We start from the raw sequence: 18,492 nt of genomic DNA, 5'->3' as shown, positions 1-18,492 counted from the left end.
TCAATTATTATCAGCACACTGACGGACGTCAACGAAATTTCGATGCGCTCGGATGCGTTGGGGAGGCGCCATGCACACGCACCAAAATCCTACGAAAACTTCGATCCACACACTGACGTGGTGCGCCATCAGGTTTTTCCCGCCCTTTTCTGGTGCGGCGAAATGACGTCTGATTTGCTGGGCGAAAACTTCGTTGACAGTCCGAAAACCGCTCAGTATGCTGACTATAAACAAGCCCGGTTCCCCGCTTCCTCCCCCACTATCTGGAGTTCCCATGCAGCGACGCAGCTTCATCGACAAGACGGCCATGGCCGGTGTTCTGGGGGCGCTCGCCGCTCCCGCGGCCATGGCGCAGGCGGGCACGCCCGCCGTGAAGTGGCGCATGTCCACCAGCTGGCCCAAGAGCCTGGACACCATGTACGGCTCGGCCGAACACCTGTGCAAACGCGTGGCGGAACTGACCGACGGCAAGTTCACCATCCAGTGCTTCGCCGGTGGCGAGATCGTGCCGCCGCCGCAGAACATGGAAGCCGTCAGCAACGGCACCATCGAGGTCAACCATGTGCTGGCTTCGGCCTTCGTCGGCAAGAACCCGGCCCTGGCCTTCGACACCGGCCTGCCCTTCGGCCTCAACGCCCGCCAGCACAACGCCTGGATGCAGTACGGCGGCGGCATGGAAGCCACCCGCGAGATGTACAAGAAGATGGGCATCACCAACTTCGTCTGCGGCAACGTGGGTGTGCAGATGGGCGGCTGGTACCGCAAGCAGATCAAGAGCGTGGCCGACCTGGCGGGCCTGAAGATGCGCATCGGCGGCATCGGCGGCATGGTGATGAGCAAGCTGGGCGCGGTGCCGCAGCAGATCCCGGCGGCCGACATCTATCCCTCGCTGGAAAAGGGCACCATCGACGCGGCCGAATGGATCGGCCCCTACGACGACGCCAAGCTCGGCCTGAACAAGGTCGCGCCCTTCTACTACTCGCCCGGCTGGTGGGAAGGCAGCGCCTCCATCACCGCCCAGGTCAACAGCAAGGCCTGGGACGCCCTGCCCGCGCAGTACAAGGCCGCCTTCGAATGCGCCTGCAACGAGCAGACCATGAAGATGATCGCCGACTACGACAACCGCAACCCCGAGGCGATCAAGAAGCTGGTGGGCAGCGGCGCCAAGCTGAGCTACTTCCCCAAGCCGGTGATGGAAGCCGCCTTCAAGGCCTCCAACGAGCTGATGAACGAACTGGCCGCCTCGAACGAGGACTTCAAGGCCATGCTTCCGGGCTGGCTCAAGTACCGCCGCGACCAGGCCAGCTGGTTCCGCGTGGCCGAGGCCGAGCTGGACAACTTCACCTTCGCCAACGTCACGAAGTAAAGCCGACGGGCCGCCCGGGGGCGCGGCGGCCAAGCGCGCCCCAACGTAGAAGAGAAGAACCCACATGAACAGTTCATCCCCGACGCCGGGCACCCTGCCCGGCTGGGTACGCGGCATAGACCGCCTCACCGACGCCGCCGCCGCGCTCGCCAAATGGGCGCTGCTGCTGGCCTGCGTGATCAGCGGCGGCAATGCGCTGATCCGCTACGGCGTGGGCACCAGCTCCAACGGCTGGCTGGAGATCCAGTGGTACCTCTTCGGCGCCGGCGTGATGCTGGGTGCCGCGCAGGTGCTGCGGCTGAACGAGCATGTGCGGGTCGACCTCTTCTACGGCCGCTGGCCCGCGCGGCGCCAGGTCTTCATGGACCTGTTCGGCCTCGTCGTCTTCCTGCTGCCGGTGATGGGCCTGCTGGCCTGGCTGTCCTGGCCGCTGCTGGTGGACATGGTGCAGAGCGGCGAGACCTCGCCCAACGCCGGCGGCCTGATCCGCTGGCCCGCCATGGCGCTGCTGCCGGCGGGCTTCGGCCTGCTGGTGCTGCAGGCCTTCAGCGAGATCGGCAAACGCGTGCTGTGGCTGCAGGGCCGCATCGAGATGAACACCCACTACGAGAAGCCGCTGCAATGAGCCTGGAACACTTTCCGCCGCTGATGTTCGCGGCGCTGGTGGCGGTGCTGCTGCTGGGCTTTCCGGTGGCCTTCTCGCTGGCCGCGCTGGGCGTGGCCTCGGGCGGCGTGGCCATCGCCATGGGCTGGTTCCCGGCCGGCTTCATCGCGGCGCTGCCGCTGAACGTCTTCGGCATCCTGTCGAACGACCTGCTGCTGGCCATCCCCTTCTTCACCCTGATGGGCTGCGTGCTGGAGCGCTGCGGCCTGGCCGAGGACATGCTGGATTCGATGGGCCAGCTCTTCGGCCCTGTGCGCGGCGGCCTGGGCTATTCGGTGATCATCGTGGGCTTCATCCTCGGCGCCATCACCGGCACCGTGGCCGGCCAGGTGATCGCCATGGCCATGATCTCGCTGCCGGTGATGATGCGCTACGGCTACAGCATGCGTTACGCCACCGGCGTGCTGTCGGCCTCCGGCACCATCACGCAGATCGTGCCGCCATCGCTGTGCCTGATCGTGCTGGCCGACCAGCTCGGTCGCTCGGTGGGCGATATGTACAAGGGCGCCTGGGGGCCTTCGATCCTGCAGGTGCTGCTGTTCGCGCTCTACACCTTCCTGCTGGGGCGCTTTCGCCCGCAGGACGTGCCCGGCATCCCCAAGGAGGCCCGCACCCTGCACGGCTGGGCGCTGTGGGGCAAGTGCCTGCGCGGCATCATCCCTTCGGCCGTGCTGATCTTCGCGGTGCTGGGCTCGATGGGCGGCCTGCCGGGCATCGACCACGCCATCGCCACGCCCACCGAGGCCGGTGCCATGGGCGCGCTCGGCGCCTTCGTGCTGGCCGCCGTGCACCGGCGCCTGACCTGGCCGCTGCTGCAGGGCGCCATGACCTCCACCATGCGCATGACGGCCATGGTGGTCTTCATCCTGATCGGCTCCCGCGCCTTCTCCCTGGTGTTCCAGGGGGTGAGCGGCGGGGTGTGGATCGAGCACCTGCTGTCGGACCTGCCCGGCGGCCAGATCGGCTTCCTGATCGCGGTCAACATCTTCATCTTCTTCCTGGCCTTCTTCCTCGACTTCTTCGAGATCGCCTTCATCATCCTGCCGCTGCTGGGCCCGGTGGCGCACAAGCTGGGCATCGACCTGGTGTGGTTCGGGGTGCTGATCTGCGTGAACATGCAGACCAGCTTCATGCACCCGCCCTTCGGCTTCTCCCTGTTCTACCTGCGCGGCATCTCGGACACGCTCTACAAGGAGGGCAAGCTGCCGCGCAAGGTGCTTTCGCGCGACATCTACCTGGGCGCCATTCCCTGGGTGGTGATGCAGCTGATCCTGGTGGCGGTGGTGATCTTCGTGCCGCAGACCGTGACCGCCTTCCTCGACAAGGAAGCGGTGGTGGACACCGACAAGGTGCAGCTCAACTTCCAGAGCGCGCCCGAACGCCCCGACGAGGAAGCGGCGGAGCGCGACGATCCCTCGAAGCTCTTCGGCGGCTCCGACGCCAAGGACTCCAGGGAAGCCAAGTAGCCAGGAGAGACAAGATGCATCACACCCAGACCGACTTGAAGGCCCAGGCCAGCCAGGGCGTGGGCGCCCGCGTCGAACGCAAGGAAGACGCCCGCCACCTGCACGGCCGCGGCCAGTTCGTGGCCGACATGCACATGCCGGAACTGAGCGAAGTGGCCTTTCTGCGCAGCCCCTTCGCCCATGCCCGCATCACCGCCAGCCAGCGGCCGGAGGCCGGCGGCGAACAGGTCGCCTTCCGCGCCGACATGGCCGACGTGCTGGACATCGTGGCCGAATCGATGCTGCCCACCTACCAGGCCTCGGCCCAGCCGCCGCTGGCCGCCGGCAAGGTGCGTTTCGTGGGAGAGCCGGTGGCCATGGCCTGGGCGCCCACACGGGCCGAGGCCGAGGACATCGCCGAGACCATCGCCATCGATTTCGAGGACCTGCCGGTCTATGCGGACGTGGCGACATCCCAGGCCGCCACGGAAGAGTTCATCCACGAGGGCTGGCAGCACCACAACTTCCTCACCCTCAAGGCCGACACGAAATTCGACGAACTCGCCGCCCAGGCCAAGCTGGTGGTCACACGCAGGATGGACCTGGCCCGCCACTGCATGGTGCCCATGGAAGGCAAGGCCGTGCTCGCCTACTGGGACCACCAGGCCGACATGCTGGTGGTCTACACCGCCACGCAGGTGCCGCACATGATCCGCACCATCCTGGCCAAATGCCTCGGCATGGACCAGGGCCAGGTGCGGGTGGTCGCACCCGACGTGGGCGGCGCCTTCGGCTACAAGTGCGTGCTGCAGCAGGAAGAACTCTGCGTGGCCTGGCTGGCCAAGACCTATCGCAAGCCCTTCCGTTTCCTGGAGGACCGGCGCGAGCATCTGATCGCCGGCGCCAACACCCGCGAGCACCACTACGAGATGACGGCCTATGCCGACGAGCGCGGCAGGATCCTGGCGCTGGATGCGCACATCGTCATCGACGGCGGCGCCTACTCGGTCTGGCCCTTCACCATCGGCCTGGAGCCGGGGCAAGCGGTGGGCAACCTGCCCGGCCCCTACGCCTTTCGCGGCTACCGCTGCACCACCGAATGCGTGGCGACCAACAAACCCGGCTTCGTGCCCTACCGCGGCGTGGCGCGCACCGGCGTGTGTTTCGCGATCGAACTGACGATCGATGCGGTGGCCCGCGCCGTCGGCCGCGAGCCCTGGGAGGTGCGGCTGGACAACCTGGTGCCCGTCGAGCTGATGCCCTACGTCAACGTGACGAACAAGCATTTCGACAGCGGCGACTATCCGGCCAGCCTGCGCAAGGCCCACGAGATGATCGGCTTCGAGGCCGTGCGCGAACGCCAGCGCCAGGGCGAGCCCGACGGCCGGCTGATCGGCCTGGGCTTCGCCAGCTACACCGAGCAGTCGGCCCACGGCACCTCGGTGTTCGCCGCCTGGGGCACGCCGGTGATCCCGGGCCACGACTCGGCCACGGTGCGGGTCACGCCCGACGGCGGCCTGGAGGTGCGGGTGGGTGTGCACTCGCACGGCCAGGGCATGGAAACCAGCTTCGCCCAGATCGCCCACGAGGTGCTGGGCGTGGACATCATGCGCATCCGCGTGGTGCATGGCGACACGGCGCAGACGCCCTACTCCACCGGCACCTATGCATCGCGTTCGCTGGTGATGTCGGGCGGCGCCGTCTCGCGCGCCTGCAAGGTGATCGCGCCGCGCATCCGCCACATCGCCGCCCACATGCTGGGCTGCAAGCCCGAGGACACCGACCTGATGAACGGCCGTGTCTTCGGCCCCGGCGGCAGCGTCTCCATCGCCGAGGTGGCCGAGGCCTGGTACCTCAAGCCCCAGCTGCTGCCGGCCGACGTGGACGCCGCGGGCCTCGAGACCACCGCCGGCTTCAAGCCCAAGGTGGACACCGGCTCCTTCACCTATGCCAGCCATGCGGTGACGGTGGCGGTGGACACCGAGACCGGCCATGTGGAGATCCTCGACTACGTGATCGTGGAGGACTGCGGCACCATGGTGAACCCGCTGATCGTGGAAGGCCAGACCTACGGCGGCATCGCCCAGGGCATAGGCACCGCGCTCTACGAGGAGACGCCCTACGACACCAACGGCCAGCCCCTGGCCTCGACGCTCGCCGACTACATGCTGCCCGGCGCCACCGAGGTGCCGCGCATGCGCATCCACCATTTCGAGACGCCCTCGCCGCACACCGAGTTCGGCGCCAAGGGCATGGGCGAAGGCGGTGCGATCGCGCCGCCGGCGGCCATCTTCAATGCGGTGAACGACGCCATCCGCGGCCTGGGCGCCGAGGTGGCGCAGACGCCGCTGTCGCCGCGCCGGCTGCTCGAAGCCCTGGCCCGCGCCGAAGAAGCCGCCGCCAGCCAGGCCCGCCGGGCCGCCTGAGGAGACAGCCATGAAAGCGGCATTGTTCGACTACACCCGCCCCGCCGACCTGCAGCAGGGCCTGCAGCTCTTGGCCGAGGGCGCGGGAGACACCAAGCCGATGGGCGGCAGCCAGTCGCTGGGCCCCATGCTCAACCTGCGCCTGGCCCGGCCGCGCGCGGTGGTGGACGTGAGCCGCCTGCCCGGCATGCGCGAGGTGACCGTGGAAGCCGGCGCGCTGCGCATCGGCGGTTCGGTGACCCATGCGGAGATCGAGGACGGCGTCTTCCCCGAGCTGCGCGGCACCCTGCTGCAGACGGTGGCCGCCGGCATCGCCTACCGCGCGGTGCGCAACCGCGGCACGGTGGCCGGCAGCCTGGCGCATGCCGATCCGGCGGCCGACTGGGTGCTGGCCATGACGGCGCTGGCGGCGCGGCTGGAGATCGTCTCGGCCAGCGGCAAACGCCTGCTGCCGATGGAGCGTTTCATGCTCGGCGCCTACACCACGGCCCTCGAGGCCGGCGAGCTGATCGCCGCCGTGCACATCCCGCGCCTGGGCGCCGATGCCCGCTGGGGCTACACCAAGTTCTGCCGCAAGCCGGGCGAGTTCGCCGAGGCCAGCTGCTGCGCGGTGTTCGATGCGGACAGCGGCTTCGCCCGCATCGTCATCGGCGCGCTGGACGGCGCCCCCCGCGCCCTGCCGGGCCTGGCCGCCGCCTTCGCCGCCAGCGGCGCCTTGCCCTCGCGCGATGAGGTGCAGGCGGCCATCGCCGCCGCCGCGCCGGGCAAGGACGCGGTGGACCGCAAGCTGATCGCGGCCACGCTGCGCCGCTGCCTGGAAGAAGTGCTGGGCCACGAGAAGGAAAGCGCATGAACGCCGTCGTCATCGAAGTCAACCGCCGCAGTCTCCGCAAGGACGTGCCGGCCCGCATGCACCTGGGCGATTTCGTGCGCGAGGAAGGCCGCCAGACCGGCACCCACCTCGGCTGCGAACACGGCGTCTGCGGCGCCTGCACCGTGCTGGTGGAAGGCCGGCCGGTGCGCAGCTGCATCACCTTCACCAGCGCCTGCGACCGGCAAAGCGTGACCACCGTGGAGGGCTACGACGGCGACCCCGTCATGGCCCTGCTGCGGCCGGCCTTCAGCCGCCACCACGCCCTGCAATGCGGCTTCTGCACGCCGGGCATGCTGGCCACTTCGCGCGACATCGTGCTGCGCCTGCCCGATGCCGACGAGGCCCGGGTGCGGCTGGAACTGGCCGGCAACCTGTGCCGCTGCACCGGCTACATGGGCATCGTGAACGCGATCCTGGATGTGCTGGAACAGTGCCGGGGCGAGGGTGTGCCCGCCGTGTCCGCGCTGCGCGCCGCCCTGCCCCGGCCCGACGGCGGACCAGCCCCGCAACGCAAGCCCTTCCGCACCTTCACCGCCACCGACAGCGGCACCCTCGCCGCCGCGGCAGAAGCCCCGCGCGAGGAGGCCGCCGCGCCTGTTTCCGGCACCAGGGGCGGCACCAACATCCAGGGCAGCTTCACCGTGCCCTATCCGCCCGGGACGGTCTGGGCCTTCATGACCGACCTGCCCGCCGTGGCCGGCTGCCTGCCTGGCGCCGAGCTGAGCGAACATGCCGAGGACCGGGTCAAGGGCCGCATCGCCATCAAGTTCGGCCCCATGTCGGCCAGCTTCGCCGGCGCCGCCCGGCTGGAGCGCGACGACGCACGGCGCTCGGCCGTGCTCAAGGGGGCGGGGCAGGACTCGATCAGCAAGTCCAGGGCCAACGGCGACGTGTCCTACCGCATGGTGGCGCTGGACGACGGCGGCACCCGGGTGGAGGTCGACCTGCTCTATTCGCTGCAGGGCCCGCTGGCACAGTTCTCGCGATCGGGGCTGGTCAAGGATTTCGTCGCCCGGATGATCCAGGACTTCGGCCGCAACGTGGCCTTGCGGCTGGACCCGGAACGCGCCGCCGATGCGCCGCTGCCCAGCGCCCACATCAATGCCTTCGGGCTGGCGATGAGTGTGATCTGGTCGCGCATCAAACGCCTGTTCGGCCGCGACGGCTGATTTCGTCTTCTTGGCCATTTTTCCGGAGGTCCCGCATGAACCGTTTCGTCTCCCGCCTCGCGGCCTGCCTGCTGGGACTGTCCCTGGCCACGGGCGCTCTTGCCCAGGGCATGGACAAACTCAAGGTCCGGCTCGACTGGACGCCCTGGGGCGTGCAGGGCGCCATGCACCTGGCGCAGCAGAAGGGCTGGTTCGCGGCGGCGAAGCTCGACGTGGAGATGGAGGACGGCAACGGCTCGGTCACCACGGTGCAGCTGGTGGGTTCGGGCGACCAGTTCGACATCGGCCATGCCGCGCTCGCCTCGATGATGATCGCCCGCGACAAGGGCCTGCCGGTGAAGGCGGTGGCGGTGTTCGCGCGCCTGAGCGACGTCGGCCTGCTGGTGCCCACCGGTGCCGGCATCAAGGGGCCGGCGGACCTGAAGGGCAAGAAGGTGGTCTACACCGCCGGCTCGCTGGAGGCGCCCTTCATCGACTCCTTCCTGGCCGCGGGCGGCCTCAAGCGCGGCGACCTGGAGCTGGTCAGCGTGGATGCCGCCAGCAAGGCCGGCACCTATATGGCGGGCCGGGCCGATGCGGCCTTCTCGACCATTCCCTTCTTCCTGCCGGTGGTGTCGCAGAGCCGGCCTTCGGAGGGCATCCGTTTCGCCGACTACAAACTCAACATGCCGAGCTTCGGCCTGTTCGCCACCGAGTCGAAGATCGCCGCCAAACGCGAGGCCATCGCGCGTTTTTCCAGCGTGGTGTCGGCCGCCTGGCAGTACATCTACGAAGGCCACGAGGACGAGGCGGTCGAGGCCATCGTCGCCCAGCGCCCGCAGGCCAAGCTGGACAAGAAGGTGCTGCGTGGCCAGATCGATGCCCTGAAGGGCTTCTTCAAGCTGCCCGCGCCCGCCGGCAGCCCGCTGGGCACGCCGGTGGCCGAGGACTTCACCGTCGCCGTGAAGACCCTGACCGACGCCGGCTTGATGAAGAACTCGAAGGACGGCAAGGACTTTTTCGAGCCCGGCCTGGTGCGCCCCGCCCCGGCCGTGAAATGAGCGCGGCCACGCTCCACGCCGCCGAGGTCCGCAAGCGTTATCCGGGCGAGCCGCCGCTGCTGGCGCTCGACGGCATCTCGCTCGATGTGAAGCCGGGCGAGTTCGTCAGCATCCTGGGCCCGAGCGGCTGCGGCAAGAGCACCTTCCTGCGCTGCATCGCCGGGCTGGAGCCGATCAGCTCCGGCAGCCTGCAAGCCGACGGCCGGCCGATCTCCGGCCCGCCCGACCATGTGGGCATGGTGTTCCAGCGCGACGCCCTGCTGGAATGGCGCAGCATCGCCCGCAACATCCTGCTGCCGGTGGAGTTCGCCGGCAAGCCGGTGGCGCAGTACCGGCAGGCGCTGCGGGAACTGCTGGCGCTGACCGGTCTGAGCGACTTCGCCGATCGTTATCCCAAGCAGCTCTCCGGCGGCATGCGCCAGCGCGCGGCCATCTGCCGGGCGCTGATCGACCAGCCCAGCCTGCTGCTGATGGACGAGCCTTTCGGCGCGCTCGATGCACTCACCCGCGACCAGATGAACGCCGAGCTGCAGCGCATCTGGATGAAGACCCGCAACACCGTCGTCTTCGTCACCCACGGCATCGCCGAGGCGGTGTTCCTGGCGGACCGGGTCGTCGTGTTCTCGCCGCGCCCGGGCCGCATCGCCGAGATCATCGAGATCGACCTGCCGCGCCCACGCCGCCTCGCGGTGCGCGAGACGCCCGAGTTCGGCCGCTACACCGGCCGCATCCGCCGGCTCTTCGGCGAGATGGGCCTGCTCAACGAAGACCCCGGCCCCATCGACGAAAGCATCGCCGCATGAGCAGCGCATCCACCGCATCCGCAGGGCGCCGCTGGGTGCTGGGCACCGCCTCGTTGATCGTCTTCCTGGCCCTGTGGGAGGTCCTGGTGCGGGCCTTGCACGTCAAGCCCATCCTGCTGCCGCCGCCCACCGCCGTCATCGCCGAGTTGGCAGGCGAATGGGCTTGGTACCTCGACCATGCCGCGTACACCCTGATGACCACCCTGGCCGGCTTCGTGCTCGCCGCCGTGCTGGGGGTGTTGCTGGCCACGCTGCTGGTGTCCTCGGCCTGGTTCGAGCACACGGTCTATCCGCTGATCGTGGGCCTGAACAGCGTGCCCAAGGTGGCGGTGGCGCCGATCTTCGTGATCTGGATGGGCACCGGCTCGCAGCCCAAGATCGCCATCGCCTTTCTGGTCGCCGTCTTCGCGGTGATCGTGGACACCATGCACGGCCTGCGTTCGGTCTCGACCGACGTGATGGACCTGGGCCGGGTGCTCAAGGGCTCGCCGCTGCAGTTCTTCTTCAAGGTGCGGCTGCCCGGCGCCCTGCCCTCCATCCTGGCGGGCTTCAAGGTGGCCATCTCGCTGTCGCTGGTCGGCGCCATCGTGGGCGAGTTCGTGGCCTCGCAGAAGGGCCTGGGCTATGTGATCCTGAGCGCGCAGGGCACCTTCGACACCACCCGGGTGTTCGCCGCGGTACTGATGCTGGCGGCGATGGGGCTGCTGCTCTATGGGGCGGTGGCGCTGGCGGAGAAGAAGCTGATGCCCTGGCGGTGAGGCGGGCGGGGCTTACAGGCCCTGCAAGGCCTGCTGCAAGCCCTGGATCAAGGCCGTCTTCGGCGAGCCGCGCATCCAGGCTAGCCCTACCGGCGGCAGGCTCCAGGGCAAGGCTTGCGGCAGCACCTCCGCACCGCCGCCCACACACACGGCCTGTGCGATGTCGTCGGGCAGCACGGTGATGCCGCGCGGCAGGGTGCGCAGGGCCGTGGCCACGGTGCGCACGGCATAGGCTTCGAGGGCGGGCACCGGCGGGCGGCGGCCGGCCGCCGAGAAGAGGGTGTCGAGCATGGCGCGGATCGGCGCGTCGGCCGGCGGGAAGATCCAGTCCATGTCGGCGAGCTTGGCGATGTCCACCTCCGGGAAACGCGTCAGCAGCGCGGCGCTCGGGCGGGCCACCACCAGGCGCGGCTGCTGCTGGTAGAGCAGCACCTGCTCCAGCCCGTCGTCCTCGGCGCCGGTGCCGCGTTCGGCGAAGCGGCAGATGGCGCAGTCCAGCTCGCGCCGGCGCAGGGCGGCGGTGAGGTTGCCGCTCAGGTCCTCCACCGACATCACCGCCACACGCGGCCGCAGGGCGTAGAGGTGGGACCAGGTGCTTTCCAGCACACGTGTCGAGGCATAGGGAATCACGCCGACCCGCAGCCGCCCCTGGCGGCCGGCCTGCACGCTGTCGAGTTCGCTCAGCAGGGCCTGGTTCTCGGCGATGGCGTAGGCGGCGCGGGCGATCAACACCTCGCCCGCGGCGGTCGGTTCCAGGCCGCGGCCGGTGCGGGCGAAGAGCACGGTGCGGAAGGTGCTCTCGATCTCGGCCAGGGCACGGGTCACGCTGGGCTGGCTGATGTCCAGCGCCTCGGCGACGCGGGTGATGGAGCGGTGCCGGTCCAGGGCCAGCAACAGGCGGTAGTGGCGGAGCTTGATGCGCGATTCGACGGCGCCGACGAGGGTGGACTGCGGGTTTGCCATGATTCGAATATAGCCTTCGGTGCATGGACCCATGCAGATCCATTCACATTGGTCTATTCCATGCTCCTACAGTTCAGGTCTCGTTTCGCAGACCTCTAAAAGCACCAGATGAGCGCATTCACCACCCGTCCCGAGATTTCCGGCACCTTCGGCGTCGTCTCCTCCACCCACTGGCTGGCCTCCCAGACGGCCATGGGCGTGCTCGAGCGCGGCGGCAATGCCTTCGACGCAGCCGTGGCCGGCGGCCTGGTGCTGCAGGTGGTGGAGCCGCACCTCAACGGCGCGGGCGGCGAGGTGCCGCTGCTGCTGTGGAGCGAGCGCGAGAAACGCATGCTGGCCGTCAACGGCCAGGGCGTGGCGCCGGCCGAAGCCAGCGTGGAGAACTTCCGCCGCATGGGCTTCGAGCAGGTGCCGGGCATCGGCCTCTTGCCGGCCACGGTGCCGGGCGCCTTCGGTGCCTGGATGACGGTGCTGCGCGAGCACGGCACCTGGTCGCTGGCCGATGTGATGGCGCCAGCCATCGGCTACGCCCGCGACGGCTATCCGCTGGTGCCGCGCGCGGTGCAGGCGATCTATGCGGTGCAGGACCTGTTCCGCGAGCAATGGACATCGTCCGCCGATGTCTGGCTGCCGGACGGCAAGGTGCCCCGGCCGGGCGCCCTGTTCCGCCAGCCCCGGCTGGCCGCCACCTACCAGCGCCTGCTGGAAGAGGCCGAGGCCCGCGGCCCGGGCCGCATCGCCGAGATCGACGCGGCCGTCGACATCTTCTACCGCGGCTTCGTCGCCCGCGAGATCGACCGCTACTACCGCACCGAGCAAGTGCAGGACACCAGCGGCGAGAAGACCGGCGGCCTGCTGCGCTACGAGGACATGGCCGCCTGGCGCGCCACGGTGGAAGCCCCGCTCACAGTGGACTTCGGCCGCTACACCCTGGCCAAGTGCGGCTTCTGGAGCCAGGGCCCCTCCTTCCTGCAGCAGATCGGCATGCTGCGCCATGCGGACCTGGGCTCTCATGCACCGCACACCGCCGGCTTCGTGCACCGCATCGCCGAGGCCGCCAAGCTGGCCATGGCCGACCGCATGGCCTGGTACGGCGCGGCGCCGGGCGCGGACCGCGAAGCGCAGATGGCGCTGCTGTCCGACGAGTACCTGCGTGCCCGCTGGGCCCAGGTCAACGACCGCGCCAGCACCGAGATCCTGCCCGGCAGCCCGCTAGGCCGCGCCCCGCGCCTGCCCGACCTGGACGCGGCGCGCCGCACCCTGCTCACCGCCGACACCCGCTTCGGCATCGGCGAGCCCACCTTCGCCGCCCTGCCGCCGGTGGCCGAATGGGCCGAGCGCGAGATCTTCGTCGGCGACACCTGCCACATCGACGTCATCGACCAGGACGGCAACATGGCCGCGGCCACGCCCTCGGGCGGCTGGCTGTCCTCCAGCCCGGTGGTGCCGGCGCTGGGCTTCGCCGTCAACACCCGGCTGCAGATGACCTGGATGGACGAGGGCCTGCCCAACACCGTCACGCCGCGGGTGCTGCCCTGCACCACCCTCTCGCCCTCGATGGCGCTGCGCGACGGCGAGCCCTACATGGCCTTCGGCACGCCCGGCGGCGACCAGCAGGACCAGTGGTCGCCCGCCTTCTTCCTGCGCCACGCGGTGCACGGCATGAACCTGCAGGAAGCCATCGACGCGCCGGCCTGGCATGTGGACCATTTCCCCGCCTCCTTCTGGCCGCGCCAGACCCGGCTCAACCAGCTGACGGTGGAGTCGCGCTTCGGTGCCGAAGAGATCGAGGCCCTGCGCGCCGCCGGCCACGAGGTCAAGGTCGGCGCTGCCTGGTCCGAAAGCCGCATGGCCGCCTGCAGCCGCGAGCGCGATGGCCAGGGCCGGCTGCTGCTGCGCGCCGCCGCGAACCCGCGCGGCATGCAGGGCTACGCGGTCGGCCGCTGATCCATTCCCCCCATTTTTTGAACCTTCAACCGGAGTCCCTCATGTTCAATCCCAACCGCCGCCACATCCTCGCCACGGCCCTGCTGGCCGCCGCCGGCGCCGCCTCCGCCGCCGCACCGGCCTATCCCGAGCGCCCCATCACCCTGATCGTGCCCTGGGCCCCCGGCGGCTCCACCGACATCCTGGCCCGCGCCCTGGCCGAGCAGATCACCAAGTCGCTGGGCCAGCCGGTGATCGTGGACAACCGCGCCGGCGCCTCCGGCAACATCGGCTCGAACTTCGTGGCCAAGGCCAAGCCCGACGGCTACACCCTGCTGGTCGGCTCCATGAGCACCCACGCGATGAACCCGGCGCTGATGGACAGCATGCCCTTCAAGGGCGTGGAGGATTTCACTCCCATCGCCCAGCTGGCCAACGTGATCAACACCATGGTGGTGAGCAATTCGGTGCCGGCCAAGAACGTGAAGGAACTGATCGCCTACGCCAAGGCCAACCCCGGCGCGCTGAACTACGCCAGCGCCGGTGCCGGCTCCACCAACCACCTGAGTGCCGTGCTCTTCGAAAAGGCCGCCGGCATCAAGATGGTGCACGTGCCCTACAAGGGCGGCGCGCCCGCGGTGCTCGACACCGTGGCCGACCAGACCCAGGTGCTGTTCTCCGCCGGCACCCAGACCCTGCCGCACATCAAGGCCGGCAAGCTGCGCCTGCTGGCCGTGACCGAGGCCAAGCGCTCGGCCCTGCTGCCCGACGTGCCCACCGTGGGCGAGACCCTGCCGGGCTATGAAATGAGCGTCTGGTACGGCCTGTTCGGCCCGGCCCACATGCCCAAGGACCTGGTGGACAAGCTCAACGCCGCCGCCAACGCCGCCATGGCCGATCCGCAGATCAAGGCGCGTATGGACAACATCGGGGTGGAAATCACCAAGACCACGCCGGCGCAGTTCGCCACCATCCTGAAGAACGACGCCGACCGCTACGGCAAGATCATCCGTGAGCTGGGCATCAAGGGCGAGTGAGCTGCTGGGCCGCGCCCTGCCCGGGGCGCAGGGCCTGGACGAAGCCATGGCCATCGTCGAGCAGCTGCGCCAGCAGCTGCTGGGCGACGGCCTGCTGACGGTGAACCGGGTCGAATGGCCGGCCGATGCCGCATCGGCCGAGGTGATCGACCTGCAGCGCGTGTGGTCATCGCGCCCCGAGCACTACCCGGTGTCCGGCCGCAAACGCAAGACCCTGACCGACTGGACCCGCCAGCTGCTGCTGCGCGGCGAGGTCTTCGCGGGCGAAGGCGAGGACGCCCTGGCCCAGGCCTTCGACGACAACCGCCTGATCCTCTCGATGGGCCTGCGCGCCGTGGTCAACGTGCCGCTGCTCGACAGCACCGGCCGCTGCGCCGCGACCTTCAACCTGCTGGGCACCCGCGAGACCTGGACCGGGCAGGAGCGGGTGCAGATCGAGCTGCTGGCCGCCGTGGCGCGGCCCTGGATCCTGGCCGCGCCGCGCTGAGCGGGGGCTTTCAGGCCCTTGCGGCGAACACCGCCGCATCGGCCTCGCCCAGGTCCCAGAACAGGCCCGCCATGATCTGCAGCCCCTCGCGGGCCACCGAACCCAGCAGGTGCTCGTTGGGCGCATGCTGGGAACAGGCCGGATAGGAATGCGGCACCCACACCGTCGGCAGGCCCAGCACCTCGGAGAAGGCATCGTTGGGAATGGTGCCGCCGAGGTTGGGCAGGATGGCCGGCCGCCGGCCGGTGCTGCGCGCCACCGAGGCCGCGGCCAGGGCGACGGCGGGATCGTCCGGATCGAGCCGCGTGGCCGCCATGTGCATGGTGGCCTTCACCCGCACCCAGGGGAAACCTTCGTCGGCCAGGTACTGCTGCAGCCGGGCCTCGATGCCCGCCAGATCGGTGCCGACCACGTAGCGCAGCTGCAGCACCGCCCGGGCCGTGGGCGGGATGGCGCCGATCGGCTTCTTCACGTTGCCGCATTCCAGGGCCAGCACTTCCAGCGTGTTCCAGGCGAACACCCGTTCGGCCGGGGACAGGCCGGGCTCGCCCCAGGCCTCGTCGATGTCCGGGTCGCCGGGGCTGCCGCCCACGACCAGCCGGGCCACGCTCTCGCGCACCGACTCCGGAATGCCGTCGGGGCGCAGCAGCGGCGTGCGGATCACGCCCTGCCCGTCCACCAGCCGGCCGATGGCCGCGGCCAGCACCGTGCCCGGATTGCGCAGCAGCCCGCCCCAGTTGCCGGAGTGGTGCGCGCCCTGGCGCAGGTCCAGCGCCAGTTCGAAGTTCTGGATGCCGCGCGAGCCCAGGAACAGCGTGGGCGTGCGGGCATTGAGGCGCGGGCCGTCGGAGGCGATGAAAAGATCGGCCTTCAGCGCATCCGCATGGTCGCGGCAGAAGTCGTTGAGGCCGGGCGAGCCGCGCTCCTCGGCCGTCTCCACGATGAAACGCAGGTTGAAACCCAGCCGGCCTCCGCGTGCGCCGATGGCGGCGCGCAGGGCCTGCAGGTTGACCGCCAGCTGGCCCTTGTTGTCCGCCGTGCCGCGCCCGTAGATGCGGTCGCCCACCACCTGCAGCACCCAGGGCGACAGGCCCGCTTGCCAGGCGGCGTCCTGCCCCTGGATCACGTCGCCGTGCCCGTACATCAGCACGGTGGGCCCGGCCGCATCCTCGATGCGTTCGGCCAGCAGGTAGGGGCCGCAGCCGGCCACCGGGTTGGGCACCAGGCGGCAGGCGAAGCCCAGGGCGTCGAGCGCCGGCCGGATCTCCTGCTCCAGGAAACCCGCCAGCACCCCGGCACTGTCCTCGGCCTCGCTGGCGGTGCGCCAGGCCACCTGGCGGCTCAGCTGTTGGATGAATTCGCCGCTGTCGTAGCAGCGGGCGGCTTCCTGGAGGGCGGCCTGTCGGGTCAAGCGGGGCTTTCGTAGGTCAGTTCGACGCGGTGATGTTGTTGGCCTTGGCGATGGGCGCCAGGTCGGCCGTGTCGGCCTTGACCAGGCCGGCGTACTTGGCCGAGCCGGACCATTGCGGATCGAAGCCGGCATCCTGCAGGCGCTTGGCCAGCGCGGGATCGGAAATCGCGGCCTGCAGGGCTTTTTCCAGCTTGTCGCGCACGGCGGCAGGCATGTTCTTCGGGCCGACGATGCCGAACCAGGACGCCATCTTGAAGCCGGGATAGCCCGACTCCGCGATGGTCGGCACATTCGGCAGCAGGGGCGAGCGCTGCTCGCTGGTCACCGCCAGGATGCGCACCCGGCCGCCCTTGGCGGCGGACGAAGCGGCGGGAATCGCATCGAAGGCCACCGGGATCTGGCCGCCCGACAGGTCGGTGATGGCCGGCGCGCTGCCCTTGTAGGGGATATGCACCACGTCCTTGAGCTTGGCGGCGGACCACAGCATTTCCGCGGCGAAATGCACGGTGGAGCCATTGCCGTGCGAGCCGAAGGAATAAGTACCCGGCTTGGCGCGCATATCGGCGATGAGTTCCTGCACCGTATTGGCCTTGACGTTGGCATTGACCAGCAGCGCCAGCCCGGCACTGCCGATGACACCCACCGGATCGAAACTCTTGAGCGAGTCGTAGGGAATCTTGGGATAGATGATTGGGTTCACCACGAAAGTGGTGGAAGTGCCGATCAGCAGGGTGTAACCGTCGGCCGGGGCCTTCTGCACATAATCGGCGGCGATGATGGTGGCGGCGCCCGCGCGGTTATCGATGACGATGGGCTGGCCGAGATTCTGGCCCCATTTTTCCGCGACCACGCGGGCCACCATGTCGACCGAACCGCCGGGGGCGAAGGGCACGACCAGGGTGACGGGCCGGGCGGGAAAATCGCCCTGGGCGTGGGCGGCGAGGGAAACGGCGGCGGCGGCAACCAGCGAGGCGAATTTGAAAAGCGAAAGTCGGTTCATCTGAACTCCTAGCCAAAACGTTTTCACTATTGCAGTAAGCGTGCCTGCCGAAAATCGCGCAAACCCGGTTTCTGGCGTTCGAATACAGTGCACATCGCCCCATATGCATGCATTCTTAAAATCATGCACCAATATCAACGGAGACATTATCCACAGACGCGAAAAGGCAGTCCGCATGATTATGCAGACCGCCTTTCCAGGAGAATATCGGGGATTATTCCTGCGTGGCCCGGGCGGTTTTATCGAAGGTCACGATGCGATTGAAGTCATCCTGATCCTTCAATACCGCGGCACTCGCATTCCAGATATCGCCGACTTCTTCGGTCACCGGGAAATTCAGGCCCAGCGACTGCTGCAGCGCCATCGCCAGGTTCACGTCCTTGCGCATCAGGGCCACGGTGAAGCCCGAGTCGAAACCCTGATTGAGGATGCGGCTGGGGTAGTTGTAGAGCGTCACGCCGCTGCGGCCCGAGCCGGCGTTGACCGCCTCAATCAGCTGCTCGGTGCGCACGCCGGCCGCCTCGGCCATGCGGAAGGCTTCGCTGGCGGTGAGCAGGTGCGAGGCCACCAGCAGGTTGTTGACGATCTTGGCGATGTCGCCCGCGCCGACGTCGCCGATGTGGAAACGCTTGTCGCCCATGGCGGCCAGCACCGCCTCGGCCGCGCCCACGTCGGCCTGGGAGCCGCCGATGAACATGGTCAGCGTGCCCTTGCGGGCACCGGCGGCGCCGCCGCTGACGGGCGCGTCGATGAAACGCACGCCGCCCTTGGCCAGGCGGGCGGCGAGTTCGCGGGTGGCCTGGGGGTCGCCCGAGGTGGTGTCCACCACCAGCAGGCCGGCCCTGGCGGTGGCCAGCAAGCCGCTGGCGCCTTCAAGCACGGCCGAGACGATGGCCGTGGTCGGCAGCGACAGCACCACCGCATCGCAGGCGGCCAGCGCCGCGAGGCTCCTGTCCACCGCGATGCCTTCGGCGGCGGCGGCGTCGCTCGCCTGCGCCGAGGCGTCGTAGCCCAGCACCTCGAAGCCGGCACGCGCCAGCGAGAGCGCCATGCCCCGGCCCATGTTGCCGAGGCCGACGACACCGATCTTCTTGAATTCGCTCATGACTGACTTTCTGGAGGG

The 18,492-nt window shown here is 69.2% G+C and carries 16 protein-coding genes; 12 read left to right on the top strand and 4 right to left on the bottom strand.

From position 1 onward, the window contains the following. Positions 1-274: 274 nt before the first annotated feature. From GT347_RS17920 to GT347_RS17880, 9 genes are all read left to right on the top strand, one after another. Entirely contained in the window at positions 275-1,366 is a 1,092-nt protein-coding gene (locus GT347_RS17920) for a TRAP transporter substrate-binding protein (protein WP_160553499.1), read from the top strand. 64 nt (positions 1,367-1,430) lie between these two features. Further along, on the top strand, positions 1,431-1,991 hold the full coding sequence (locus GT347_RS17915; RefSeq protein WP_160553498.1) for a TRAP transporter small permease subunit: 561 nt from the start codon (positions 1,431-1,433) through the stop codon (positions 1,989-1,991). Then, positions 1,988-3,496 carry a TRAP transporter large permease gene (locus GT347_RS17910; RefSeq protein WP_160553497.1) on the top strand — a complete coding sequence of 503 codons (1,509 nt, stop codon included), beginning with the start codon at positions 1,988-1,990 and terminating at the stop codon, positions 3,494-3,496. Before GT347_RS17915 ends, GT347_RS17910 begins: the two co-directional genes overlap by 4 nt. A gap of 14 nt (positions 3,497-3,510) precedes the next feature. Next, positions 3,511-5,901 (top strand): xanthine dehydrogenase family protein molybdopterin-binding subunit, encoded by a 2,391-nt coding sequence (locus tag GT347_RS17905; protein ID WP_160553496.1) that lies wholly within the window; start codon positions 3,511-3,513, stop codon positions 5,899-5,901. Positions 5,902-5,911: 10 nt separating this feature from the next. Further along, the gene (locus GT347_RS17900; protein ID WP_160553495.1) at positions 5,912-6,754 is read left to right on the top strand and encodes an FAD binding domain-containing protein; all 843 of its coding nucleotides are present in this window, start codon (positions 5,912-5,914) and stop codon (positions 6,752-6,754) included. Next, on the top strand, positions 6,751-7,944 hold the full coding sequence (locus GT347_RS17895) for a xanthine dehydrogenase family Fe-S subunit (RefSeq protein WP_160553494.1): 1,194 nt from the start codon (positions 6,751-6,753) through the stop codon (positions 7,942-7,944). The genes GT347_RS17900 and GT347_RS17895 overlap by 4 nt, the downstream gene beginning before the upstream one ends. A gap of 35 nt (positions 7,945-7,979) precedes the next feature. Further along, entirely contained in the window at positions 7,980-8,984 is a 1,005-nt protein-coding gene (locus GT347_RS17890; protein ID WP_160553493.1) for an ABC transporter substrate-binding protein, read from the top strand. Then, a complete protein-coding gene (locus GT347_RS17885; RefSeq protein WP_160553492.1) occupies positions 8,981-9,787 on the top strand; it encodes an ABC transporter ATP-binding protein in 807 nt (268 codons plus the stop codon). The genes GT347_RS17890 and GT347_RS17885 overlap by 4 nt, the downstream gene beginning before the upstream one ends. Then, the gene (locus GT347_RS17880) at positions 9,784-10,545 is read left to right on the top strand and encodes an ABC transporter permease (protein ID WP_160553491.1); all 762 of its coding nucleotides are present in this window, start codon (positions 9,784-9,786) and stop codon (positions 10,543-10,545) included. The genes GT347_RS17885 and GT347_RS17880 overlap by 4 nt, the downstream gene beginning before the upstream one ends. A gap of 12 nt (positions 10,546-10,557) precedes the next feature. Here GT347_RS17880 and GT347_RS17875 read toward each other — a convergent pair whose 3' ends face one another. After that, complete coding sequence (locus GT347_RS17875) at positions 10,558-11,508, bottom strand: LysR family transcriptional regulator (RefSeq protein WP_160553490.1); 951 nt, start codon at positions 11,506-11,508, stop codon at positions 10,558-10,560. Positions 11,509-11,616: 108 nt separating this feature from the next. Between GT347_RS17875 and GT347_RS17870 the strand changes: the two genes are divergently transcribed. From GT347_RS17870 to GT347_RS17860, 3 genes are read left to right on the top strand one after another with little or no spacing between them, the layout of a single operon-like run. Continuing rightward, on the top strand, positions 11,617-13,455 hold the full coding sequence (locus tag GT347_RS17870) for a gamma-glutamyltransferase family protein (RefSeq protein ID WP_160553489.1): 1,839 nt from the start codon (positions 11,617-11,619) through the stop codon (positions 13,453-13,455). Between the two features lie 41 nt (positions 13,456-13,496). After that, positions 13,497-14,471, top strand: a complete 975-nt coding sequence (locus tag GT347_RS17865; protein ID WP_160553488.1) for a Bug family tripartite tricarboxylate transporter substrate binding protein — start codon at positions 13,497-13,499, stop codon at positions 14,469-14,471. Beyond that, the gene (locus GT347_RS17860; RefSeq protein WP_229722362.1) at positions 14,446-14,958 is read left to right on the top strand and encodes a GAF domain-containing protein; all 513 of its coding nucleotides are present in this window, start codon (positions 14,446-14,448) and stop codon (positions 14,956-14,958) included. The genes GT347_RS17865 and GT347_RS17860 overlap by 26 nt, the downstream gene beginning before the upstream one ends. A gap of 10 nt (positions 14,959-14,968) precedes the next feature. On the opposite strand, the gene GT347_RS17855 is transcribed toward GT347_RS17860, so the two are convergent. The 3 genes from GT347_RS17855 to GT347_RS17845 all read right to left on the bottom strand — a co-directional run bounded on the left by GT347_RS17855 (position 14,969) and on the right by GT347_RS17845 (position 18,474). Next, complete coding sequence (locus GT347_RS17855; protein ID WP_160553487.1) at positions 14,969-16,369, bottom strand: M20 family metallopeptidase; 1,401 nt, start codon at positions 16,367-16,369, stop codon at positions 14,969-14,971. A gap of 16 nt (positions 16,370-16,385) precedes the next feature. Next, a complete protein-coding gene (locus GT347_RS17850) occupies positions 16,386-17,369 on the bottom strand; it encodes a Bug family tripartite tricarboxylate transporter substrate binding protein (protein ID WP_160553486.1) in 984 nt (327 codons plus the stop codon). 214 nt (positions 17,370-17,583) lie between these two features. Next, a complete protein-coding gene (locus GT347_RS17845) occupies positions 17,584-18,474 on the bottom strand; it encodes an NAD(P)-dependent oxidoreductase (protein ID WP_160553485.1) in 891 nt (296 codons plus the stop codon). Between the last annotated feature and the right edge of the window lie 18 nt (positions 18,475-18,492).

The sequence above is a fragment of the Xylophilus rhododendri genome (assembly GCF_009906855.1).
Lineage (GTDB): Bacteria > Pseudomonadota > Gammaproteobacteria > Burkholderiales > Burkholderiaceae_C > Xylophilus > Xylophilus rhododendri.
Note: the sequence above shows the minus strand (reverse complement) of the source record. Positions and strands in the feature narration are given on the sequence as shown.